The following is a 22,256-nucleotide window of genomic DNA, read 5'->3' as shown; positions in this document are numbered from 1 at the left end:
TCACTCGCCCTTAATCGCGCGCGTGAGGGTTTCGACCCGTCCGCGCAGGAAGCCGAGGGTGGCGGTATAGGCGACCGCGTTCTCCGCGAACTCGGCCTGCTCGGTCGCCATCTCGACGGTGTTGCCGTCGAGGCTGGGCATTACCGGCATGCGGTAGCGCGTGGCCGATCCGATCGCCGCTTCGCCATCGGCGCCGCCCATGCGCGCCTGAAGCGCGGCGGCGAAATCGACGTCGCGCGCCTTGTAGCCGGGGGTCGCCGCGTTGGCGATGTTCGATCCGAGCATCCCCATGCGCTGCGAGCGGATTTCCAGCGCCGCGCCGTGAATGCCGAAAAGGCCGTTGCCGTTGCTCATGACAGTCTCCTGACGTGTTCGGGCCCTATCCAGCAAAAGGCGTGCCAGTTCGCATCGGGAGCCATCTTTGCCGGGGCACCGCACTCGGCGGGCGGCAAGCGCTTGCCGGAAGCGGCAAATGTCCGCCGGGGGCTGAATGGCGCGGCGGCAGCGGCGTTCTTCCGTTGCAAGGAGATGTCCGTGGACTTCATGCAATTGCTCGATCCCGTCGCGGCAGCGATCGTTTTCGGCGGCACACTCACCGCCACACTGCTGCGCTGCGGCTGGCGCGACGTGCGCGCCGCATTGACCGCGCTCGTCGCGCTGCCCACCCGCCCGTTCGATTCGGGCCGGGTGCGCAGCGAGTTGGCCGCGCAAGTGCGCGAGATCGACCGCGACGGCATCCTGCGCGCCGAGCCGCATCGCTTCGGCGATGGCGCGTTCGACGATCTCAGCGACGCGCTGATCCGCCACCGTTCGATCGCCGCGCTGCATGACGAACATGCGCGCCAGCGCAGCCGCCGCCAGCGCGGCGCGGAGATCGCCGCGAACGTCCTCGGCGAAGCGGCCGACCTGGCCCCGGTCCTCGGCCTTGCCGGAACGCTCGTCGCGCTCGGTGGCTTTTCGGCCGGGGGCGACGCGGACTACGCGCGCTCGATCGGGACCGCGGTGGTCACCACGCTTTACGGCCTCGTCTTCGCCAACTTCGTGTTCGGCCCGCTGGCCGGCGCGGTGGCGCGGCGCGCGCGGGCCGAGGAACGCGAGCGGCAGGAACTGCTCGACTGGCTGGCCGACGCGGTCGAACGCTCGATCCCGCGCCATGCGAGCCCGTCCGAGGCGCAGGCGGCGGCATGATCGCCGGGGCCTCCCGCAGCGGTTGGCAGACCACGCTCGCCGATCTCGCGCTGATCCTGTTCATGGTCACCGCCGCGGCGATGGCCGAGACGTCCGATGCGTCCGCGCCCGAGCCCGTCCCGGTGGCCGGCGCGCCGGTTCCGGCGGGCGGCGAGCCCCTGGCGATCTACCGCGCCGCGCCCGGCGCACCCTCGCTCGGCGCATGGCTTTCGGGCCAGCCGCGCGACGACCGCCAGCATCTCACCATCGTCGCGCGCCACGCAGCGGGCGATGCGGCGCAATCCATGCGCGGCGCGCTCGCGCTGGCACGCGAAGCCGAAGCCGCGGGCCGCACCGCGCGGATCGTCGTCGAACCGGCCGCAGCCGCCGACCTGATCGCGGTGCTCGACTACGACGGGCGCGAGTCTGGCACGGCGGTTGCAAGGCCCCCGGCATCCACCAACGGGGCGGCGCGCGCCGCCAACGAGAGGTAGCACCGATGCGTACGATCAAGACCTTCATCGCTGCCGGCGCCGCCGGCGCCATCGCAGCCGCCGTCCCCGCGCTCGCCGCCGGGTTCCACGATCCCGCGAGCATCGACCGCGAGGTCGCGCAGTTCACCGGTGCGCCGCAGGGCGCGGCCGGCGGCGCGCGCCTGCCGGTCGACCGCCGGCTCAAGCTCTCGCAATGCCCGATGCCGCTCGCGCTCGAATGGTACGGCAGCAGCAACCAGACGGTGCTCGTGCGCTGCCCGATCTCGGGCGGCTGGCGCCTGTTCGTGCCGGTTTCCGGCGGCCCCGGCAACGCCCGTGCGGAGCCGATCGTCGCGCGCGGCGAAGCCGTGTCGATCGCGATCCAGGGCAGCGGCTTCACCGTATCGCGCCAGGGTGAGGCGCTCGAAGCGGGCGCCGTGGGCGACTGGATCAAGGTGCGCCCCGTGGGCGAGAAGCGCGATCCGATCCGCGCGCGGGTGATCCAGCCGGGCCGGGTCGGCATGGAATTGCCGTAAGCGGCAAATTTCTGCGGGATGCCTTAAATTCCCGCGCAAGCCGCCGTCCTCAGTTCCGCAACACAATGGAGCGGACCGATGGACCGGATCGACAATCAGGGGACGGAAGCGATCGCCGCTCGCCCGCGGGCACGCGCCGCCGCGCCCGTGGCGCGGTCGGAACGGGTGCGGCCGGTTGCCGCCGATGCCGACCAGACCGGCGCCGCCGCCCTCGCCGCGGTCGGCCTCGCCGGAACCGAAGCGCCCGTCGACCACGCGCGGGTCGACCGCATCCGCAACGCGATCGAGCAGGGCCGCTACCTGCTCGACCCGCGCAAGACCGCCGACGCGATCATCGCAGGCGGTTTCATGTTGAGGAACGAGCGATGACCACCGACATGTCCCTGCAAGACGCGCTGCGGCAACTGCTTGCCCTGCTGGAAAACGAGCGGCAGGCGCTTGCCGGTCTCGACCTCGATTCGATCCGCACCTGCTCGGACGACAAGCTCGGGCTGTGTGAAGCGATCGAGCGCAAGGCCTCCGGCCCGCTCGACGAGGAATGCCGCGGCCTGCTCGACGCGGTCACGCGCCTCAACGAGATCAACCGCAAGATCCGCAACCTGATCGCCGCCAACGTCGAAGCGCGGCTCGGCTCGCTCGCCGGGCGCATCAGCCTCTACGGCGCGGGCCGTCCCTCGGTCGCGCGCGAGATCCCCTACCACGCCTGATAGGTACGACTGAGCCGTTCTGGCACACCTCTTGCTTGAACCCCGGCGAGTGCAATCACGCCGGGGGCATCCTTGCCAGAGGTCACATCAGTTCAAGCCAGCGCAGCGCGGCACGGCGACGTGCAGGGTTCGATCGCGCGCGCTTCTGCCGCCACCGGGGTCGATTTCGACTACCTGCTGGCGCAGGCGAAGATCGAATCGAACCTCGACAGCGGCGCCCGCGCGCGCACCTCGAGCGCTTCGGGGCTCTATCAGTTCATCTCCTCGACCTGGCTCGAGACGCTCGACCGCCATGGCCGCACGCACGGGCTCGACTGGGCCGAGGCGGCGATCACGCGGCAGGGCGGGCGCGCCAGCGTCGGCGATGCCGGAATGCGCGCGCAGATCATGGCGCTGCGCTTCGATCCCGAAGTTTCCTCGCTGATGGCGGCCGAACTCGCGCGCGACAACGCGGGCGAGCTGCGCGGCTTCCTCGGCCGCGAACCCGACCATGCCGAACTCTACCTCGCGCACTTCCTCGGTTCGGGCGGCGCCAAGGGCTTCCTCGGCGCCTTGCAGGACAATCCGCTCGCGCCCGCCGCTTCGCTGTTTCCCAAGCCCGCGCAGGCCAATCCGGGCATCTTCTATGCCGGGGGCCGCGCGCGCTCGGTCGGCGACGTGATGGCGCTGGTGCGCGACAAGGTCGAACGGGCCAAGGACGGCAGCGGCGGCATTCCCGGCATCGCATCGCCCGGCGGCTACATGCCCGCGACGCCCGCCGCCGCCTTCACGCATGCCCGGCGCACGTTCACTGCCGAACCAGCCCCGGTCGCCCCGCGCCCCTCGATGGCCGAAACGCTGCAGGCGACCTTCGGCGGCGGCAGCGACGGCCTCGGCGGCCGCGCGGCGCGCCAGGTCGGTGAGGCCTACGGCAAGTTCAGGGCCTTCGGGCTGTGACCTGGCGCAGCTTCCTCGCGCCTTCGATGGCGCTGCCGGTCGGCATCCTCACGATCATCGTGCTGATGGTCGTGCCGATCCCGCCCATGATGCTCGACGTGTTCTTCGTCCTCAACATCGCGCTTTCGGTCGCGGTGCTGATGGCGGCGATGAACGCGGAAAAGCCGCTCGACTTCTCCTCCTTCCCTTCCGTCCTGCTGTTCGCGACGCTGCTACGCCTCGCGCTCAACGTCGCCTCCACCCGCGTCGTGCTGATGAATGGGCACGAGGGCGAGGCTGCGGCGGGCAAGGTGATCGAGGCGTTCGGCGCCTTCCTGATCGGCGGCAACTTCGCGGTCGGCCTGTTCGTGTTCATGATCTTGATGATCATCAACTTGGTCGTCGTCACCAAGGGCGCGGGCCGCGTGTCGGAAGTGTCCGCACGCTTCACGCTCGACGCCTTGCCCGGCAAGCAGATGGCGATCGACGCCGACCTCGCCGCGGGCCTGATGACCGCCGAGGAAGCCAAGGCCCGCCGCCGCGAGATCGCGACCGAGGCTGACTTCTACGGCTCGATGGACGGTGCAAGCAAGTTCGTGAAGGGCGACGCGATCGCGGCGCTGCTGATCCTGCTGGTCAACATCGTCGCGGGTTTCGTGCTCGGCATGGTTTCGCATGGCCTCTCGGCGAGCGAATCGGGCGCGCTCTACGTCACCCTCGCGGTGGGCGACGCGCTGGTCGCCTCGATCCCCGCGCTGCTGCTGTCGATCGCCGCCGCGGTGATCGTCACCCGCGTGTCCGACACCCGCGACCTCACCGGCCAGATCGGCGGGCAGTTCGCGGAACCCGGCATCTGGCTGCCGGTCGGCTGCATCCTCGCCGCGATGGGCTTCATCCCGGCGATGCCGCAGACCGTCTTCCTGCCGCTCGCCGCGGTGGCCTTCGCGCTGTGGCGTGTGCTGAGCAAGCGCAAGAAGTTCGTCCCCGCCGCCGAGCCCGCGCCCGCGCCCGATCCCACCCGGATCGCGATCGAGGACGTGTCGGAGCAGGCGCTGGTCACGGTCGAACTCGGCTTCGGGCTGGTGCACCTCGCCGACGAGAAGCGCGGCGCGCCGCTCGTCGCGCGGCTCACCGGGCTGCGCCGCCAGCTGTGCCAGGCGTTCGGCTTCGTCGTCCCGCAATTCCGCATCCGCGACAGCTTCGACCTCGCGCCCGACCGCTATCGCATCACGCTGGGCGGCGCACCGCTCGGCTCGGGCAGCCTGCGCGCCGACCGCCTACTGGCGATCGACACCGGCGACGCGGGCCAGCTCGGTCCGCTCCCGGGCGAAGCGACGCACGACCCGAGCTTCAACTGCCCGGCGGTGTGGATCGACGCCTCGGCGCGCGATCTCGCGGTGGCCGAGGGCTACCTGGTGGTCGATGCCGAGAGCGTCGTCGCCACCCACGTCAACCAGCTTCTCTCCGCCCGCCCGCAGGACCTGCTCGGCCCCGACCAGGTGCGCGAACTGCTCGACATGGTGCGCGATCGCCACGCGCAACTGGTCGAGACGATCACTCCGCAGCCGCTCTCGCTCGCCGCGATCACGCGCCTCCTGCGCGCGCTGCTCGCCGACGGGATCACGCTCGCGCATCCGATCCCGGTGCTCGCGAGCCTGTCGCAGGCCGCGCAGCAGACGACCGAGCACGAAAAGCTGGTCGACATGCTGCGCGCCGATCTCGGGCCGATGCTCGTCGGCAGCCTGTGCCCGCCCGACCAGCGCCTGCCGGTCATCACGCTCGCGGCCGAACTGGAAGAGATGGTCGTCGGCGGAATGCACGATCCGGTCAGCGGCAACGTGGTGATCGAACCCGACCTCGCGCGCTCGATCGGTGAGCGGATCGCGGCGATCCTGGCCGAACGCCCGGCTGGCGCGGGCACCCCCGCGCTGATCGTCCAGCCGCGCGCCCGCCGCCCGCTCGCCGGGCTGCTGCGCCTGCGTGCGCCGGGCTGCGCCGTTCTCTCGATCAACGAATTGCCCGTCGCGCAACCCATCGAGGTGATCGCGGTCGTCGGCGGCGAGAACGGCGCCGCGCCGCCCATCGCCCCGACGCAGGAAACCGGCATGGAGGCCATGGCCGCATGAAGCTCGACCATTCGCATTTTTCCGCCGCGGAGGCCTATCGCGAGCCCGTCGGCGACCGGGTGACCCGGTTCCTGCCGATGGTGCGCAAGCTTGCCTGGCACCTGTCGGGCAGCGGGGGGCCGACGATCGACGTCGAGGACCTGATGCAGGCCGGGCTCGTCGCCCTCACCGAATGCGCACAGCGGCACGATTCGCCGAGCGACGACGGCTTTGCCGCCTACGCCAAGCTGCGCGTGCGCGGCGCGATGGTCGACCTGCTGCGCAGCGCCTCGCCCGATCCGCGCGGCGCGCGGGCTAGGCGACGCATGATCGAAGACATGAAAACGAAGCTGCACGGCGAGCTGGGACGCGAGCCTTCCGCCGCCGAACTCGGGGAAGGGCTCGGGATGAGCACGAACGACTATCTCCGGCTCGAAAGCGAGCTGGCGGAAACGCGCATCGCCTCGATCGACGAATGCTATTCCGAAACCGACGTCGCCTTCGCTTCGGAAGAGCCCGACGCCGAGCGGCAGGTTCTCCAGCGCGAAGACCGCGAAAGCCTGATCGCCGCGATCGGATCGCTCGGCGATCGCCACCAGCTCGTGATCCAGCTTTATTTCGTCGAGGAACTCAATCTGTCGGAGATCGCCGCCGTGCTGTCGGTCAGCGTGCCGCGCGTTCATCAGCTCAAAGCCGCCGCGCTGGCGCAGATGCGCAAGGCGTTGGCGGCGATCGACATGAATTGACAACCCGGTCGGGCCGGGCAAGACTTCCGGTCCGATGCAACAGGGGGGTTGGATCGTCGCCTTGGGGGCGCTCGTGCTGGCATGCATGCTGGCGCTTTCGCCGCGTCCCGCCGCGGCGCAGGAACCGCTTTCCGTAGCCCAGCTCCAGCCCGGCGAGGACGCGCCGCCGGTCGCCCCCTATGTCCGCTACTCGAAGGATCTCGGCGCGGTGGGTGCGTTGTCGCCCGCACGCATCCTGACCGAACCGATGCGGCCGATCGCGGGGCGCGCGGTCCATTTCGGGCCTCCGGGCCAGCGCACCGCGATCGCGCTCGGCGTGCGCAACGCGGGCGACCGCGCGGGAAGCTGGATCCTCACCACCGGGCGCGGTTCGCTCAGCTATTTCCGGCTGTACGAAATTTCCGGCGACCGGCTGGAGCTGTTGGTCGACGGCACCGACCCCGCGGCGGCGAGCGAGAACTTGCGGACCTACCAGGCGTTCAGCACCGAGCTGGTGCTCGAGCCCGGGCAGGAGAAGACGATCGTAATCGATTTCCTGTCCGACAATTCGACCTACATGCCGCTGCGGATCGAGACCTACGGCACTTTCTTCCAGGATCGCCGTGCGAACATTGCCATGGTCGCGGGCGTGGTGCTGGGTGTGGGCGTGCTGGTCTTCGTCAACTTCCTGTTCTTCTCCATCACCGGGCACCGCGAATTCGCCTGGCTCGCGCTCGCGCAGGGCTTCTTCGTGCTCACCACGATCCACGCCGAAGGCTATTTCACGATCTTCTTCCTCGCCGACAGCCCGGTGCTCGGGCTGGCGATCGAGGATGCGATCAAGTGCGCCTTCGCCGCGGCGATGGCGCAGTTCGCGCGCAGCTTCGTGCGCACGCGCACGCTGTTCCCGCGGCGCGACCTCGCGCTCCGGCTGCTGATCGCGGCGAGCCTCGCCGTGATCGCGCTCCAGACCGGCCTCGCGTTCTTTGATCCCGCGCTGCGCAACGCTCTCCACCTCGCCACTTGGCTCATAACGGTGGGAGTGGCGCTGTTCCTGCCGTTTATCGGCTTCGCCGCGATCCGCCGGATCGGCCCCCAGCTCTGGCCGCTGCTGATCGGCTGGGGCAGTCTCGCGCTGTTCATAGTCTATGCCGCGATCGCCTCGATGGGCGTGTTCACGTGGCTGCCGATCAACTGGCATCTGGCCGGCCCGGTGGGGCTGTTCGAATCGCTGATGGTCACGCTCGCGCTGGGTCTGAACCTCGAGAAGATCCAGGCCGACAAGCGCGCGGCGGACGCGAACTATGCGCAATCGATGGCCGAGCGGCTGGCGATCAGCGAAAGTGCGGCAAAGCTGGCGGAAGAAAAGGCTTTCGCGCTCGCCACGGTCAACAGCCAGAACGCGCTGCTGCACGCCTCGGGCCACGACAGCCGCCAGGTCATCCTCGCGCTCAACAGCGCGGTCGACGTGCTCGAGCGCGACGATCAGCCCGGATCGAACCGCGAGCTGGCGAAGATCCTGCGCAGTTCGGCCGATTATCTGGGCGGGATCGCCGCCACCACGATGTCGGGCGCGGCGCTGGTCGGCAGCGAATCCGGTTTCCTCGCGCTCAGCGCGTTCAAGGGCGGCGCGCTGGTCGAGCCGCTGACGATGATGTTCAAGGCCCCGTTCGCCGCGAAGGGGCTCTCGCTCGAAGCCGAAATCGACGAGGGGGCGGTGGTGATATCCGACCGCCCGATGCTGATGCGCGCGCTCGCGAACCTCCTCAGCAACGCCTACCACTACACCGAGGCGGGCGGCGCGCGGATCGCGATGCGGGCCGAGGGCGGCCTGGCGGTGATAGAGATCGTCGACACGGGTATCGGCATGTCCGACGAACTCGTGCGCGAACTGCGCGACGACAGCGCGCCGCGATCGACCGCGGGCGACGAGCGGCGCGGATCGGGCTCGGGCTTTCGCTCCGCCCGGCGCCTGATCGAAAGCCTGTTCGGCAAGCTGGACGTCGTCTCGTCCGGCCCCGCCGGCACGCGGCTGCAGATCACCTTGCCCTGCGCCTGCCCCGAAGTGAGCATCTGCACCGCGGACGAACTCGACGCGGCGACGCCGGGCTGGCGCGTGCTCGATTTCGATCGCCGCGAAGCCTTCGAGGGCGCGCTCGGCGAAGCCCGTGCTCGGGGCCTCCAGCCGGCGGCGGCGACGTACGACGACACGACGATCACCCGCGGCCGGCTCGCCGAATCGGTCGCCGTGATGCTGGTCAAGCCGCTGTGCCGCGAGATGCGCGAGCACCCGGCGTTCGCGCGAGCGTCAGAGCAGGTTTAGTTCCTGCGCGCGCTCGACGATCTTGCGGTTGTTGGCCACGTCCAGCTTGCGCCGCAGTTCGGCGATATGGAACGAGACCGTCGGTTGCGCGATCGACAGGCGATACGAGATTTCCTTGTTGCTCTCGCCCTGCGCCAGATAGTGCAGGATCGCCATCTGGCGCGACGACAGCGCCACCGGCACTTCGCTCAGCCGGATCATCCCTTCGCGTATCTGCGGCGAGAGGTAGACTTCGCCAGTCAGCGCCGCTTCGCACGCGGCGACGATCTCGCGCGGGGGGTCGGCCTTGCTCACCACTCCGCGCGCGCCGAGCTTGATCGCATAGTCGATCTCGCCCAACTGGCTCTCGCCGGTGAGAACGACGACCGTCATATCGTTCGATCCGACGATCTCGGCGAGGACGTTCACCCCGCGCACGTCGGGCATGTTGAGATCGAGGATCACGATGTCGACCGATTGCGAGCGGACGAAGGCGCTCACCGTGGAAGCGTGATCGAGCGCGCCGACGATCTCGAAATCGCGGTGCCCGGCAAACAGCATCCGCAGGCCGTCCTGAATGATCGGATGATCGTCGACGATCAGGATCTTGTGCTTGACGGTCATCGCGGGCGCATCCGGCCGAGGGCTTGAGGCCTGCATTGTGCGCCATCGCGGCGAAACCGGGCAACCCGAATTTTTCTTGGGCCGCGCAGGTGCGCCGCCGGCACGCGGGATTGACACCGGCCGCCGTCTCTCGCAGGTTCCTGGGCAGACGGTGCCGCGCGCAGCGATGCGCAAGGCCGAGAGGGAAGCCGGTTCGACGCCGGCGCTGTGCCCGCAACTGTAGGCGGGGAGTCCCGGGCCACCACGTCACTGGCCGCCGCTCCATCCCGTGGGCGGCGCCGGGAAGACGGTCCGAGGGCGCCGATCCGCAAGCCAGGAAACCTGCCGTCGCGTCGTTCGTCCGGGGAGCCGGGTCAGCTCCAGCGGACGGGAAGCATGGCTTTCCCGCCGAAACGACAGCCACCGGCCGGGCTTCCGGCGTCGCGCCTTTCCGGCGCGGCGGGCCACGACTGTCGAGGCTGCGCGGGGCTCCGATGCCCTCCCCGCGAGAGCCGGTGCGTTTGGGGAGCCGATGCGATGCGCCGACACGCGCGCTCCGCCCTGTTCGCGATGCTCGCGGCGCTGCTGGCCGCAGGCTGCACCCCCGCGCCTGCGCCCACGCCGCCCGACGGTGCGCCGCAGCGCGTCGTCAGCCTCGATTACTGCGCCGATCAATACGTGCTGCGCTTCGCCGACCGCGGCGCGATCGCGGCGCTGTCTCCCGATGCCGGCAAGCGCTTCTCCTACATGCGCGCGCGGGCCGCGGGCCTGCCGATCGTGCGTCCGCGCGCGGCCGAGGTGATCGCGCTCCAGCCCGATCTGGTCGTGCGCTCCTACGGTGGCGGGCCCGAGGTCGAAGGTTTCCTGACCGAGCTCGGCGTGCCGGTGGTGCAGATCGGTTTTCCGCAGACGCTGGCCGAAGTGCGCGACGAGGTCGTGCGCGTGGGCAGCGCGCTCGGCGCGGCGGCGGAGGCCCGGCGGGTCGCCGCCGACATGGACCGCCGCCTCGCCGCTCTCCCGCCATCCGCCGGGCCGCGCCCCACGGCGCTATACATGACCCCGGGGGGCGTGACTTCGGGCGAAGGGACGCTGGTCCAGGAAGTGCTGACCGCCGCCGGGCTGGCGAACTTTCAGCAGCGGCCGGGCTGGAACCCGCTTCCGCTCGAACGGCTCGCCTACGAACGGCCGGACGTGATCGTGGCGGCTTCGTTCGACGGGGCCGACGCCTGGAGCGTCGCGCGCCACCCGGTCGCCCGGGCGCAGACCGCGCGCGCGCCGACAGTGCCGCTCGAAGGCGCATGGACGAGTTGCGGCGGATGGTTCTTGGTCGATGCGGTCGAGGCGCTGGCCGAAGCGCGCGAGGCGATCCGATGACCGCCCGTGCCAAAGCTCTGCTCGCGCTCGCGCTGCTGGCCGCGATCGCGCTCGCGCTGCTGCTCGGTTCGACCCCGCTCTCGCCCGCGCGGCTGCTGGATGGGCTCGGCTTGCACGGCAATCCGGGCGACGCGATCGTCGTGTGGCAGATTCGCCTGCCCCGCGCGCTCGCCGCCGCGATGGTCGGCGCAGCGCTAGGGATGAGCGGCGCCGCGCTGCAAGGCCTGCTGCGCAATCCGCTGGCCGAACCGGGCATCCTCGGCGTCTCGGCCACCGCGGCGCTGTTCGCCACTTTCGTGCTGTTCTTCGGCCTTGCGAACATAGGCCCGCTGGTCCTGCCGCTCGCCGCGATCGGCGGTGCGCTGGCGGCGACGCTGCTGGTCGCCCTCGCCGCGCTGCGCACCCGCTCGGCGGTAACGCTGCTGCTGATCGGCATCGGGCTGTCGAGCTTCTCCGCCGCGCTGATGGCGCTGTTGATGAACCTCGCGCCCAACCCCTTCACGCTGGCCGACATGATCAACTGGACATTGGGCACGGTCGCCAACCGCAGCGTCGCCGATCTCGCCTACGCCGCGCCGTTCCTCGCGCTCGGCATCGCGATCATGCTCGCGGCGCGGCGCGGGCTGGCGGCGCTCGCGTTGGGCGAGGAGGCGGCCGAGGGCATCGGGCTCGACCTCCGGCGTCAGCGGCTCATGGTGATCCTCGGCGCGGGGCTGGCGACCGGCGCGGCGGTGTCGCTCGCCGGCGCGATCGGCTTCGTCGGGATCGTCGCGCCGCATCTCGTGCGCCCGCTGGTGCGGCACGATCCGGCGCGGCTGCTGATCCCCTCGGCGCTGCTCGGCGCGCTGATCCTCGTGCTCGCCGACATCGGCGTGCGGCTGCTGCCGACCGATGCCGAACTGCGCCTCGGCGTGGTCGCGGCGCTGATCGGCGCGCCGGTCTTCGTGTGGATCGCCGCACGCGGGAGGCTCGGCGGATGAGCGCGCTCGAAGCCCATGCGCTGACCCGGCACGTCGGCGGCGCGCCGCTGGTCGAGGAGGCGAGCCTGCGCCTCGCGCCCGGCGAACTCGCTATGCTGATCGGGCCCAACGGCTCGGGCAAGACCACGCTGCTGCGCCTCGCGCTCGGCCTGCTCGCGCCCGACGCGGGCCGCGCGACAATCGATGGCGCGGACGTGCGCGGCCTCTCCCCCGCGGCGCGCGCGCGCAAGGTCGCCTATCTGCCGCAGGCGCGTCCGCTCGCCTGGCCGATGCCGGTGCGCGACGTGGTCGCGCTCGGCCGCTTCGCCCACGGCGCCGCTCCGGGCAGGCTTTCGCACGGCGACGCGGCGGCGGTTGCGCGCGCGATCGGTGCCTGCCGCCTCGCGGGGTTCGAGGATCGCGCGGCCGACACGCTCTCGGGCGGCGAGCTAGCCCGCGTCCACCTCGCCCGCGCGCTCGCCGCCGAAACCCCGCTGCTGGTCGCCGACGAGCCCGTCGCCGCGCTCGATCCGCGCTACCAGCACGAAGTCGCGCGGCTGTTCGCCGATGCGGCGCGCGCCGGGCGCGGCGTGCTGACCGTGGTCCACGACCTCGCGCTCGCGGCGCGCTATGCCGAAAGGCTGATCTGGATGAAGGACGGCCGGATCGTCGCCGATGGCCCCGCCGCCGAGACGATGACCGCCGAGCGGCTGGCCGAGGTGTTCGGGGTCGCGGCGCAGGTCGAGCGACACGGCGCGGCGGTGACGCTTACGATTTCCGGGCCGCTGTAAGCGCCGCGAGCCGCACCCGCGCGGCCTGCGCGATCCGTGCCCGTTCGGCTTCACTCGCGCCCGTCCACGCGCCGATCTCCGCCAGCGTGCGTCCGCATCCCTCGCACAGCGATCCGTCGGGCGAGAGCCGGCATATGTTGCGACAGGGCGATGGAACGGCGTCGGTCATGAACCGGAAGCTATCGCAGCAAAGGCGGTGGAGCGGGTGAAGGGAATCGAACCCTCGTCGTCAGCTTGGGAAGCTGCTGCTCTACCATTGAGCTACACCCGCTTGAGCGCCAGCGCCTTTGCCGCAAGCCCGCGCGACGGTCAATCGCGGATCGAGCGGCGGAAGGTCTCGGGCAGGAACAGCAGCCCGACCACGAGCGTCAGCGCGGCGATCGCGATCGGATACCACAGGCCGAAATAGATATTGCCCGTCGCCGCGACCATCGCGAAGCTCACCGTCGGCAGGAAGCCGCCGAACCAGCCGTTGCCGATATGATAGGGCAGGCTCATCGCCGAATAGCGGATGCGGCTCGGGAACAGTTCGACCAGCAGCGCGGCGATCGGCCCGTAGACCATCGTCACCAGCAGCACGAGCGCGGTGAGGATCGCGACCACCCGCACGCGGTCGATCCGCGCCGGATCGGCGGTCGCGGGATAGCCGGCCTCGGCCACGGCGACCGCGATCCGGTCGGCGTAGGTCGTCAGGTCGCCCGGCGCGATCGTGCGCTCGCCCACGGTGATCTCGCCGTCGCCGTCCGCCGCGTTGGCATAGGGGATGCCGGCCTTGGCGAGCGCGGACTTGGCCACGTCGCAGCCGGTGGTGTCGAAGCTCTGGCCGCCCACCGGATCGAACTGGAACGCGCAGGTCGCCGGATCGGCGTGGACCGTCACCGGCGCGCGCGCCTGCGCTTCGGCCAGCGCGGGGTTGGCGGCGTCGGTCAGCGCGGCGAACAGCGGGAAATAGCCGGCGATCGAGAGCGCGAGTCCGGCCATGATGATCTTCTTGCGCCCGATCCTGTCGCTCAGCCAGCCGAACACCACGAAGAACGGCGTACCGATGGCAAGCGCGATCGCGATCAGGATGTTCGCCGTCGCGCCCTCCACCTGGAGCACCCGCTCGAGGAAGAACAGCGCGTAGAATTGCCCGGTGTACCAGACCACCGCCTGCCCCGCGACCGCGCCGAGCAGCGCGATCAGCACCCACCGGAGGTTGCGCCACTGGCCGAACGCCTCGCGCAGCGGGCGCTTCGAGGTCGTCCCCTCGGCCTTCATCTTCTGAAACACCGGGCTTTCCTCGAGCTGCATTCGGATCCAGAGCGACACCGCGAGCAGCCCCAGCGAGATCAGGAACGGCACCCGCCAGCCCCAGTCGGCGAAGGCTTCCTCGCCCAGCCAGGTCCTGAGGCCGATCACCACCAGCAGCGCGGCGAACAGGCCGAAGGTCGCGGTGGTCTGGATGAAGCTGGTATAGAAGCCGCGGCGATCGTCGGGCGCATGTTCGGCCACGTACGTCGCCGCTCCGCCGTATTCGCCGCCCAGCGCGAGGCCCTGGAGCAGGCGCAACGTGACCAGTGCGATCGGCGCCGCGACCCCGATGCTGGCGTAGCTCGGCAACAGCCCAACCGCGAACGTCGAAAGGCCCATCAGCGCCATGGTGACGAGGAAGGTGTGCTTGCGCCCGACCACGTCGCCCAGCCGCCCGAACACCAGCGCGCCGAACGGACGCACCGCGAACCCCGCAGCGAAGGCGGCGAGCGCGAGGATGAAGCCGGTCGTCTCGTTCACGCCGGAGAAGAACTGCACCGAGATGATCCCGGCAAGCAGACCGTAGAGGTAGAAATCGTACCACTCGAACACCGTCCCGAGCGAGCTTGCGGCGATCACCAGCTTCGGGCTCTGCCCCGCGCCTGGCGCAGCGCCGACCGCATCGGAACCCGCCGGAACGGAGCCGCCCGTTCCCTCGTTGCCGCCTTGAGCCAAGTCATTCCCCTCTGCCCGTTTTGCCGGGAGACTAGCTCATTCGCGCAGCGCGGCAAGCTCGGTTCGCCCCTTGCGCCGACCACCTGCTCGGCTAGAGACCCGCACGGAAGTTACAGGAGAAACCACATGCGCCGGATCGACCATTTCATGAGCGGAGGAGCCGGAGGTTCCGCGGGCCGGACGCACAAGGTGTGGAACCCTTCGACCGGCGAGGTGCAGGCCGAGGTCGCGCTGGGCGACGCCGCGCTGCTCGACCGCGCGGTGGCGGCGGCGAAGAAGGTCCAGCCCGAATGGGCGATGACCAATCCGCAGAAGCGCGCCCGCGTGATGTTCGCGTTCAAGGAACTGGTCGAGAAGAACCATCGGGAACTCGCCGAACTATTGTCGAGCGAACACGGCAAGGTGGTCGACGATGCGATGGGCGACGTGCAGCGCGGACTTGAGGTGATCGAATACGCCTGCGGCATCCCGCAGGTGCTGAAGGGTGAGTACACGCTGGGCGCCGGGCCGGGGATCGATGTCTATTCGATGCGCCAGCCGCTGGGCATCGGCGCGGGGATCACCCCGTTCAATTTTCCGGCGATGATCCCGATGTGGATGTTCGGCATGGCGATCGCCGCAGGCAACGCCTTCATCCTCAAGCCCAGCGAGCGCGATCCGAGCGTGCCGGTGCGGCTCGCCGAACTGTTCCGCGAAGCCGGCGCACCCGAAGGCCTGCTGCAGGTGGTCCATGGCGACAAGACGATGGTCGACGCGATCCTCGATCATCCCGACATCGCGGGCATCAGCTTCGTCGGCAGCTCCGACATCGCGCACTACGTGTACAAGCGCGGGGTTGACAACGGCAAGCGCGTCCAGGCGATGGGCGGGGCGAAGAACCACGGCATCGTGATGCCCGACGCCGACCTCGACCAAGTGGTGAACGACCTCGCCGGTGCCGCGTTCGGTTCGGCGGGCGAGCGCTGCATGGCGCTGCCGGTCGTGGTGCCGGTGGGCGAGGATACCGCCGACCGCCTGCGCGAAAAGCTGATCCCGGCGATCGGCGCTTTGCGGGTCGGCGTCTCGAACGACAAGGACGCGCATTACGGCCCGGTCGTCACCCCCGAGCATAAGGCGAGCATCGAGCGTTGGATCGACACCGCCGAGCAGGAAGGCGCCGAAGTGGTGGTCGACGGCCGCGGGTTCTCGCTTCAGGGCCACGAGGACGGCTTCTTCGTCGGCCCCACGCTGCTCGACCGCGTCACCCCGCAGATGAAGTCCTACCAGGAGGAGATCTTCGGCCCCGTCCTCCAGATCGTGCGCGCGAAGGATTTCGAGGAAGCCGTGCGCCTGCCGAGCGAGCACCAGTACGGTAACGGGGTCGCCATCTTCACCCGCAACGGCCACGCCGCGCGCGAGTTCGCATCCCGCGTCGAGGTCGGCATGGTGGGGGTCAACGTGCCGATCCCGGTGCCGGTCAGCTACCACAGCTTCGGCGGGTGGAAGCGCAGCGCGTTTGGCGACACCAACCAGTACGGCACCGAGGGCCTCAAGTTCTGGACCAAGGTCAAAACCGTCACCCAGCGCTGGCCCGATGGCGGCGGGGACGGATCGAACGCGTTCGTCATCCCGACGATGGGTTGAGTGAACCAGCGCGGCGAAATGCGGGATAAACCGCGCGGCTCGCGTGTTGAGGGTGGGCAGACCGACAGGAGACCGTTCATGCGATTGACAATAGCCCTCGCCGCGCTCCCCGCCTTCGCTCTCGCGGCGTGCGGCGCCCCGGCGGACGAGACCGCGCCCGGCGCCGACACGCAGCCCGATGCGATGAAAAGCCCGATTCCGGTCGAGCCCGATGGCGGCATCGGTGACGGTGCCGGTCCGCCCGCCGCCGGCGGCCAGGCCGCGACCACGATCCCCGCCGCGCTGCAAGGGCGCTGGGGCCTCGTGCCCGCCGACTGCACCTCGACCCGCGGCGACGCCAAGGGGCTGATCACGGTCGATGGCAGCAGCATCAAGTTCTACGAATCGCGCGCGACGCTCGGCGAAGTCGCGCAGAGCAGCGACACCTCGATCCGCGCCCAGTTCGCCTTCACCGGCGAAGGCATGGAATGGAACCGCGACACGATGCTCGCCGCGCAGGGTGACGACAAGCTCGTGCGCACCGAATACGGCGAGGAAGCGATGGCCGACCCGCTCACCTACACCAAGTGCGCCTGAGGAGACCTGCGATGAAGACCACCATAGCACTGTCCGCGCTGGTGCCCGCCGCGTTGCTCGCCGCCTGCGCCACCACCGCGCCCGACGACGGCGGCGGCGACATGCCCGATGCCGGCGGCAATACCGGAGCCTGCGATGCCGCGGCCGCGCAGTCCTTCGTCGGCCAGAAGGTCACCGGTGAAATCGGCGCGAATATCCAGCGCGAAGCGGGCGCCAAGCAGCTTCGCTGGGGTCCGCCCGATTCCGCGTGGACGATGGACTTCCGCCCCGACCGGGTGAACGTGCGCTACGACCGCGCGATGACGATCACCGAAATCACTTGCGGATGAGACGGGTGGGGGCGGCGGGTCCGCCCCTTTCCTCCGCCCGCGCACGTCGCTAGAGCCCGCGGCATGACCGGACAGTTCCAGCTTACCGACGACCAGCTCGCCATCCAGGAGATGGCGCAGCGCTTCACCGCCGACAACATCACGCCGTTTGCGGCCGAGTGGGACGACAACCACCATTTCCCGCGCGACGTGATCCAGAAGACCGGCGAGCTCGGCTTCGGCGCGATCTACGTGTCCGAGGAGTCGGGCGGCATCGCGCTCGGTAGGCTCGAAGCGGCGCTAATCATGGAGGCGATGGCTTACGGCTGCCCGGCCACCAGCGCCTACGTCTCGATCCATAACATGGCGACGTGGATGATCGATCGCTTCGGCGGAGCCGAGGTGAAGGCGAAGTACCTGCCGCAGCTCGTCACGATGGAAAAGATCGCCAGCTACGCGCTGACCGAGCCGGGCTCGGGCTCCGACGCAGCGGGCCTCAAGACCACCGCGCGCGTTGAGGGCGATCACTACGTGCTCAACGGCACCAAGCAGTTCATTTCGGGCGGCGGGTTCAACGATTTCTACGTAGTGATGGTGCGCACCGGCGAGCACAAGACGAAGGGCATCACCTGCCTGGTGATCGACAAGGACACCCCCGGCCTCAGCTTCGGCAAGCCCGAGAAGAAGCTCGGCTGGAACGCCAGCCCGACCGCGCAGATGATCTTCGAGGATGCGAAGGTGCCGGTCGCCAACCGCGTCGGCGACGAGGGCGAAGGCTTCCGCTTCGCGATGATGGGGCTCGACGGCGGGCGGCTCAATATTGGTGCCTGCTCGCTCGGCGGGGCGCAACGCTGCCTGGACGAAGCGGTGAAGTACACCAAGGAACGCCAGCAGTTCGACACGCCGATCGCCGATTTCCAGAACACCCAGTTCATGCTCGCCGACATGGCGACCGACCTGGAGGCGGCGCGCGCGCTACTTTACCTCGCCGCCGCCAAGGTGACCGACAACGCGCCCGACAAGAGCAAGTTCTCCGCCATGGCCAAGCGCCTCGCCACCGACAGCGGCAGCAAGGTGGTGAACGACGCGCTGCAGCTGTTCGGCGGCTACGGCTATCTCAAGGAATACCCGATCGAGCGCTTCTGGCGCGACCTGCGCGTGCATTCGATTCTGGAGGGCACCAACCAGGTCATGCGCATGATCGTGGGCCGGGACCTGTTGCGGCAGTGACCCTTCGAGACACTCGGACATGCGTCCTCGCTCCTCAGGATGAGCGGGTTTCATGCATTTCGCTCATCCTGAGGAGCGGACGAAGACGAAGTCTGAGGACGCGTCTCGAAGGGCCAATATCATGACCGACCAAGTCCACATCCACACCCATGGCCGCGCCGGACACATCTCGCTCAACCGGCCCAAGGCGCTGCACGCGTTGACGCTCGACATGTGCCACGCGATGAGCGCGGCGCTGGCCGAATGGGCCGGCGACGACGCGGTCGAGGCGGTGATCCTAGATCATGCCGAGGGCCGGGGCTTCTGCGCGGGGGGCGACATCAACCTGTTGCGCCACTCGGCGCTCAACGACGGCGGCGTATCGGGGCGCAAGTTCTTCCACGACGAATACCAGCTCAACCACCAGATGTTCGCATACGCCAAGCCGATCGTCGCGTTCATGGACGGGGTAACGATGGGCGGCGGTGTCGGCATCAGCCAGCCGGCGAAGTACCGCGTCGCGACCGAGAACACCCGCTTCGCCATGCCCGAAACCGGGATAGGCCTGTTCCCCGACGTCGGCGGCGGCTGGTATCTGTCGCGTCTCGGCGGGCGGATCGGCCAGTTCCTCGCGCTCACCGGTGCGCGGCTCGACGGGACCGAGTGCCTGTGGGCGGGCCTCGCGACGCATTACCTGCCGAGCGAGAAACTGGCCGAAGCCAAGGCGCGGATCGCCGAGCATCCGGCGCGCATCGGGGGTATCCTGTCCGAACTGTCGGTCACCCCGCCCGAAGCGCGCATCGCGGCCAATGCCGACAAGATCGCCAAGCATTTCGCCTCCGACCGTTATGAGGATGTGCTCGCCAGCCTCGAAGCGGATGACGGCGAGTGGGCGGCGAAGGAGCGCGATACGCTCGGCACCAAGAGCCCGCAGACTTGCAAGGTCGCGCTGCGCGAGCTCGCCGAGGCGAAGGGCCTGACCGACTTCGCCGAGAACATGAAACACGAATACCGCATCGCCAGCCGCGTGCTGCTGCGCCCCGATTTCGCGGAAGGGGTGCGCGCGGTGATCGTCGACAAGACCGGCGATCCCAAGTGGGACCCGGCGACCCCCGAAGACGTGAGCGAGGAACTGCTGGACGCGATCTTCGCCCCGCTGCCCGAAGGGGAGGAGTGGCGGCCGCTGGCCTAGCCGTCATCCCAGCGAAAGCTGGGATCGCTGGCCGCGCGGATCGACATTGCAGAAATCGATCCCAGCTTTCGCTGGGATGACGGAGAGAGAAATGAGCTACGAAACCATCACCGTCGAACAGCGAGACGCGGTCACGCTGATCACGCTCAATCGTCCGCAGGCGTTGAACGCGCTCAATTCGCAGGTGTTGGAAGACCTCGTCGCCGCGTTCGCCGCATTCGAGGCAGACAGCGGCCAGCGTTGCGCGGTGCTGACCGGTAGCGGCGACAAGGCCTTTGCCGCGGGCGCCGACATCAAGGAAATGGCCGACAAGCCCGCGGCCGAATTCTACAACGAGGATTTCTTCGCGCGCTGGACCAGCCACCTGGTCAAGGCGACCCGCAAGCCGTGGATCGCGGCGGTCAACGGCTTCGCGCTCGGCGGCGGGTGCGAGCTGGCCATGATGGCGGACTTCATCATCGCGAGCGAGAAGGCAAAATTCGGCCAGCCCGAGATCAAGCTCGGCGTCGCGCCGGGCATGGGCGGCAGCCAGCGCCTGACCCGCGCGGTGGGCAAGGCCAAGGCGATGGAGATGTGCCTCACCGGCCGGATGATGGACGCCGAAGAAGCCGAGCGCAGCGGCCTCGTCGCGCGCGTGGTGCCGCACGACAGCCTGCTCGACGAAGCGTTGAAGACCGCGGCCACGATCGCGGGAATGCCGCCGATGGCCACGGTCGCGAACAAGGAAATGGTCAACGCCGCGTTCGAGACCACGCTCGACCAGGGCCTCGTGATCGAACGCCGCATCTTTCAGATCCTCGCCGCGAGCGAGGATAAGGCCGAAGGCATGGCCGCGTTCATCGAGAAGCGCGAGGGGCAGTGGAAGGGGCGGTGATCATCAAAGGCATTGGGCTGATCGGTTTCGGGCTGCTGTTTGTCTGGCTCGGCGCTTCCGGTTGGAAGCATCGTCACCAAGAGCGTATTAGTCTGATCGAAGCTGCAATCCTGAAATTAGGCAGGGCCGAGCCACTGCCCGTCAATCAGTGGGATCGAGCGACAGCCTATCTGCAGCCGCTCCTTATGCTCATCTTCGGACCGGCAATGATTTGCCTAGGCCTGATAGTGCTACTTGTTTGAGTGGAGAGAGTAACATGAAAATCGCCTTCATCGGCCTCGGCAATATGGGCGGCGGGATGGCCGCGAACCTCGTCAAGGCGGGGCATGAGGTGCGCGCGTTCGACCTCAGCGACGAGGCGCGCGGCACGGCGCAGGGCAATGGCTGCGTGGTGTTCGCCGACGCCAAGGAGGCCGTGCAGGACGTCGAGGCGGTCGTCACGATGCTGCCCAACGGCGGAATCGTGAAATCGGTGCTCGAAGGCGACGTATTCGGCCATGCGCCCGCAGGCGCGATCGTGCTCGACTGTTCGACGATCGACGTCGCCACCACCCGCGCGCTGTCCGAAGCGGCGAGCGCGCAAGGCTACGCGATGGTCGACGCGCCGGTTTCGGGCGGGATCGCGGCGGCAAACGGTGGCACGCTGACCTTCATGGTCGGCGGCACCGCCGAGGCTTTCGCACGCGCCGAGCCGATCCTTTCCGCGATGGGCAAGGCGGTGATCCACGCGGGCGACGCGGGCGCGGGCGAAGCGGCCAAGCTGTGCAACAACCTGATCCTCGCCGCGACGATGATCGCCACGTGCGAGGGTTTCAAGCTGGCCGAGAAGCTCGGGCTCGACAGCCAAGTGTTCTACGACATCTCGTCGAAGGCGACCGGCCAATCGTGGTCGATGACCAGCTATTGCCCCGTCCCCGGCGTCGGCCCGCAGAGCCCGTCGGACAACGAGTACAAGGGCGGCTTCGCGACCGCACTGATGCTCAAGGACCTCAAGCTGGCGATGGAAGCCGCCGAAACCGCAGGCACGTCCACCCCGCTCGGCCAGCATTCAAAGGACCTCTACGAAGCCTTCGCCGCCGAGCACGGCGCGCTGGACTTCTCCGCGATCATCAAGTCGCTCTGATCGCCGCGAGCACCCGCGCCAGCCATTCGCGCGGGGCCTTGCGGCGGCCGACGTCGGCGACGAATTCCTGACCGCGCGCCACGCTGCGCAGCCGCCCGCCGGGCAGCCAGCGGTCGGCCCGATCGTGATAGCTCAACCCGCCGCGCCGCAGCCATTCGGCCCGTTGCCACAGGCTCGGCGGGCCGCCGGGCACGGTCAGCCGCAAAGCATCGGGCGCGGTCGAGGCCATGACACCCGGCCCGCGATAGATCGTGTCGTTGCGCGCGTGCGGCGCGATCGCGTGCGGGTGGTCGAGCGCCTGCAATTCGGCGAGCGCGGCGCCGTCACAGCGCGCGAGATCGACCACCTCCTCGACCTCGAGATAGCCGAAGATCCGGTGATGCGGCTCGCCGCCCGCCTCTTCGCGGAACAGGCCGAAGAACACGAACACGTCGCCCTCGCCTACGCCCCGGTTCGCCAGATGCGTCTGCGCTGCGCCGCACTGCCCGAACAGGCAGGTCCCGCCGGCCAGGAACATCGGATCGTGATGGCACAACTCGCTCCCGCCGATCCGCCCCCGGCTGGCCCTCTCTGCATGATCGCCCAGCCCGAGATCGCCATACGTCGTGCGCGAGGCGGCCCCCGCCGGGATCGGCAGGCTCAGCGGTCGGCCATTCACGATCGGCGAGGCCCCGCCGCCCGAAGCGCTGTCGAATCCCTTGCGGCTGAAGACGATCCGCAAGCCAG

Annotated in this window: 25 protein-coding genes, 1 tRNA gene and 1 riboswitch; of the genes, 20 read left to right on the top strand and 6 right to left on the bottom strand. The window is 69.3% G+C overall.

The annotated features are described in order from the left end of the window. Complete coding sequence (gene flgB, locus ACE3QC_RS12300; RefSeq protein WP_374408651.1) at nt 1–354, bottom strand: flagellar basal body rod protein FlgB; 354 nt, start codon at nt 352–354, stop codon at nt 1–3. Between the two features lie 189 nt (nt 355–543). Here flgB and ACE3QC_RS12295 point away from each other — a divergent pair, with 189 nt between their 5' ends. The 9 genes from ACE3QC_RS12295 (at nt 544) to ACE3QC_RS12255 (ending at nt 8,951) form a co-directional block, all read left to right on the top strand. Next, a complete protein-coding gene (locus ACE3QC_RS12295; protein WP_374408922.1) occupies nt 544–1,188 on the top strand; it encodes a MotA/TolQ/ExbB proton channel family protein in 645 nt (214 codons plus the stop codon). Next, nucleotides 1,185–1,661, top strand: coding sequence for a hypothetical protein (locus tag ACE3QC_RS12290; RefSeq protein ID WP_374408650.1), 477 nt, complete (start codon nt 1,185–1,187; stop codon nt 1,659–1,661). Before ACE3QC_RS12295 ends, ACE3QC_RS12290 begins: the two co-directional genes overlap by 4 nt. 5 nt (nt 1,662–1,666) lie before the next feature. Then, the gene (locus tag ACE3QC_RS12285) at nt 1,667–2,176 is read left to right on the top strand and encodes a flagella basal body P-ring formation protein FlgA (RefSeq protein ID WP_374408648.1); all 510 of its coding nucleotides are present in this window, start codon (nt 1,667–1,669) and stop codon (nt 2,174–2,176) included. 78 nt (nt 2,177–2,254) lie between these two features. Continuing rightward, nucleotides 2,255–2,545 (top strand): flagellar biosynthesis anti-sigma factor FlgM, encoded by a 291-nt coding sequence (locus ACE3QC_RS12280; RefSeq protein ID WP_374408646.1) that lies wholly within the window; start codon nt 2,255–2,257, stop codon nt 2,543–2,545. Then, nucleotides 2,542–2,883, top strand: coding sequence for a hypothetical protein (locus ACE3QC_RS12275; RefSeq protein WP_374408644.1), 342 nt, complete (start codon nt 2,542–2,544; stop codon nt 2,881–2,883). Before ACE3QC_RS12280 ends, ACE3QC_RS12275 begins: the two co-directional genes overlap by 4 nt. Before the next feature lie 120 nt (nt 2,884–3,003). After that, nucleotides 3,004–3,819, top strand: coding sequence for a lytic transglycosylase domain-containing protein (locus ACE3QC_RS12270; RefSeq protein ID WP_374408643.1), 816 nt, complete (start codon nt 3,004–3,006; stop codon nt 3,817–3,819). Between the two features lie 26 nt (nt 3,820–3,845). After that, a complete protein-coding gene (locus tag ACE3QC_RS12265) occupies nt 3,846–5,924 on the top strand; it encodes a flagellar biosynthesis protein FlhA (protein WP_374408920.1) in 2,079 nt (692 codons plus the stop codon). Continuing rightward, complete coding sequence (locus ACE3QC_RS12260; protein WP_374408641.1) at nt 5,921–6,649, top strand: sigma-70 family RNA polymerase sigma factor; 729 nt, start codon at nt 5,921–5,923, stop codon at nt 6,647–6,649. Before ACE3QC_RS12265 ends, ACE3QC_RS12260 begins: the two co-directional genes overlap by 4 nt. A gap of 34 nt (nt 6,650–6,683) precedes the next feature. Beyond that, a complete protein-coding gene (locus tag ACE3QC_RS12255) occupies nt 6,684–8,951 on the top strand; it encodes a sensor histidine kinase (RefSeq protein ID WP_374408639.1) in 2,268 nt (755 codons plus the stop codon). On the opposite strand, the gene ACE3QC_RS12250 is transcribed toward ACE3QC_RS12255, so the two are convergent. Beyond that, a complete protein-coding gene (locus ACE3QC_RS12250; RefSeq protein ID WP_374408637.1) occupies nt 8,937–9,554 on the bottom strand; it encodes a response regulator in 618 nt (205 codons plus the stop codon). The two genes, ACE3QC_RS12255 and ACE3QC_RS12250, sit on opposite strands and share 15 nt — an antisense overlap. Before the next feature lie 132 nt (nt 9,555–9,686). Beyond that, a riboswitch (cobalamin riboswitch) is annotated at nt 9,687–9,898 on the top strand. 172 nt (nt 9,899–10,070) lie between these two features. Between ACE3QC_RS12250 and ACE3QC_RS12245 the strand changes: the two genes are divergently transcribed. From ACE3QC_RS12245 to ACE3QC_RS12235, 3 genes are read left to right on the top strand one after another with little or no spacing between them, the layout of a single operon-like run. Further along, nucleotides 10,071–10,907, top strand: a complete 837-nt coding sequence (locus ACE3QC_RS12245) for an ABC transporter substrate-binding protein (RefSeq protein WP_374408635.1) — start codon at nt 10,071–10,073, stop codon at nt 10,905–10,907. After that, nucleotides 10,904–11,887 (top strand): FecCD family ABC transporter permease, encoded by a 984-nt coding sequence (locus ACE3QC_RS12240; protein ID WP_374408633.1) that lies wholly within the window; start codon nt 10,904–10,906, stop codon nt 11,885–11,887. The genes ACE3QC_RS12245 and ACE3QC_RS12240 overlap by 4 nt, the downstream gene beginning before the upstream one ends. Continuing rightward, on the top strand, nt 11,884–12,657 hold the full coding sequence (locus tag ACE3QC_RS12235) for an ABC transporter ATP-binding protein (protein ID WP_374408632.1): 774 nt from the start codon (nt 11,884–11,886) through the stop codon (nt 12,655–12,657). Before ACE3QC_RS12240 ends, ACE3QC_RS12235 begins: the two co-directional genes overlap by 4 nt. On the opposite strand, the gene ACE3QC_RS12230 is transcribed toward ACE3QC_RS12235, so the two are convergent. The 3 genes from ACE3QC_RS12230 to ACE3QC_RS12220 form a co-directional block, all read right to left on the bottom strand. Then, nucleotides 12,635–12,826: a DUF1289 domain-containing protein gene (locus ACE3QC_RS12230; RefSeq protein ID WP_374408630.1), complete on the bottom strand. Its 192-nt coding sequence runs from the start codon at nt 12,824–12,826 to the stop codon at nt 12,635–12,637. The genes ACE3QC_RS12235 and ACE3QC_RS12230 overlap by 23 nt on opposite strands. 28 nt (nt 12,827–12,854) lie before the next feature. After that, a tRNA-Gly gene (locus ACE3QC_RS12225) sits at nt 12,855–12,928 on the bottom strand. A gap of 38 nt (nt 12,929–12,966) precedes the next feature. Continuing rightward, nucleotides 12,967–14,529, bottom strand: a complete 1,563-nt coding sequence (locus ACE3QC_RS12220) for an MFS transporter (protein WP_374408918.1) — start codon at nt 14,527–14,529, stop codon at nt 12,967–12,969. 222 nt (nt 14,530–14,751) lie between these two features. Between ACE3QC_RS12220 and ACE3QC_RS12215 the strand changes: the two genes are divergently transcribed. The 8 genes from ACE3QC_RS12215 (at nt 14,752) to mmsB (ending at nt 21,530) form a co-directional block, all read left to right on the top strand. Continuing rightward, nucleotides 14,752–16,248 carry a CoA-acylating methylmalonate-semialdehyde dehydrogenase gene (locus ACE3QC_RS12215; protein ID WP_374408628.1) on the top strand — a complete coding sequence of 499 codons (1,497 nt, stop codon included), beginning with the start codon at nt 14,752–14,754 and terminating at the stop codon, nt 16,246–16,248. Nucleotides 16,249–16,326: 78 nt separating this feature from the next. Further along, a complete protein-coding gene (locus ACE3QC_RS12210; RefSeq protein ID WP_374408626.1) occupies nt 16,327–16,824 on the top strand; it encodes a hypothetical protein in 498 nt (165 codons plus the stop codon). 11 nt (nt 16,825–16,835) lie between these two features. Further along, a complete protein-coding gene (locus ACE3QC_RS12205; RefSeq protein WP_374408624.1) occupies nt 16,836–17,153 on the top strand; it encodes an I78 family peptidase inhibitor in 318 nt (105 codons plus the stop codon). Between the two features lie 63 nt (nt 17,154–17,216). Continuing rightward, complete coding sequence (locus ACE3QC_RS12200; protein ID WP_374408622.1) at nt 17,217–18,362, top strand: acyl-CoA dehydrogenase family protein; 1,146 nt, start codon at nt 17,217–17,219, stop codon at nt 18,360–18,362. A 121-nt stretch (nt 18,363–18,483) separates the two neighbouring features. Then, complete coding sequence (locus tag ACE3QC_RS12195) at nt 18,484–19,533, top strand: enoyl-CoA hydratase/isomerase family protein (protein ID WP_374408620.1); 1,050 nt, start codon at nt 18,484–18,486, stop codon at nt 19,531–19,533. Between the two features lie 91 nt (nt 19,534–19,624). Then, on the top strand, nt 19,625–20,407 hold the full coding sequence (locus tag ACE3QC_RS12190) for an enoyl-CoA hydratase-related protein (RefSeq protein WP_374408618.1): 783 nt from the start codon (nt 19,625–19,627) through the stop codon (nt 20,405–20,407). After that, complete coding sequence (locus ACE3QC_RS12185) at nt 20,404–20,649, top strand: hypothetical protein (RefSeq protein WP_374408616.1); 246 nt, start codon at nt 20,404–20,406, stop codon at nt 20,647–20,649. Before ACE3QC_RS12190 ends, ACE3QC_RS12185 begins: the two co-directional genes overlap by 4 nt. A gap of 14 nt (nt 20,650–20,663) precedes the next feature. Continuing rightward, entirely contained in the window at nt 20,664–21,530 is an 867-nt protein-coding gene (gene mmsB / locus ACE3QC_RS12180; RefSeq protein WP_374408613.1) for a 3-hydroxyisobutyrate dehydrogenase, read from the top strand. Here mmsB and ACE3QC_RS12175 read toward each other — a convergent pair. Continuing rightward, the gene (locus ACE3QC_RS12175; RefSeq protein WP_374408611.1) at nt 21,517–22,251 is read right to left on the bottom strand and encodes a hypothetical protein; all 735 of its coding nucleotides are present in this window, start codon (nt 22,249–22,251) and stop codon (nt 21,517–21,519) included. The genes mmsB and ACE3QC_RS12175 overlap by 14 nt on opposite strands. Nucleotides 22,252–22,256: the final 5 nt, after the last annotated feature.

Source organism: Pelagerythrobacter sp., assembly GCF_041912895.1.
Taxonomy (GTDB): domain Bacteria; phylum Pseudomonadota; class Alphaproteobacteria; order Sphingomonadales; family Sphingomonadaceae; genus Pelagerythrobacter.
This window is presented reverse-complemented; position numbering and strand designations above follow the sequence as displayed.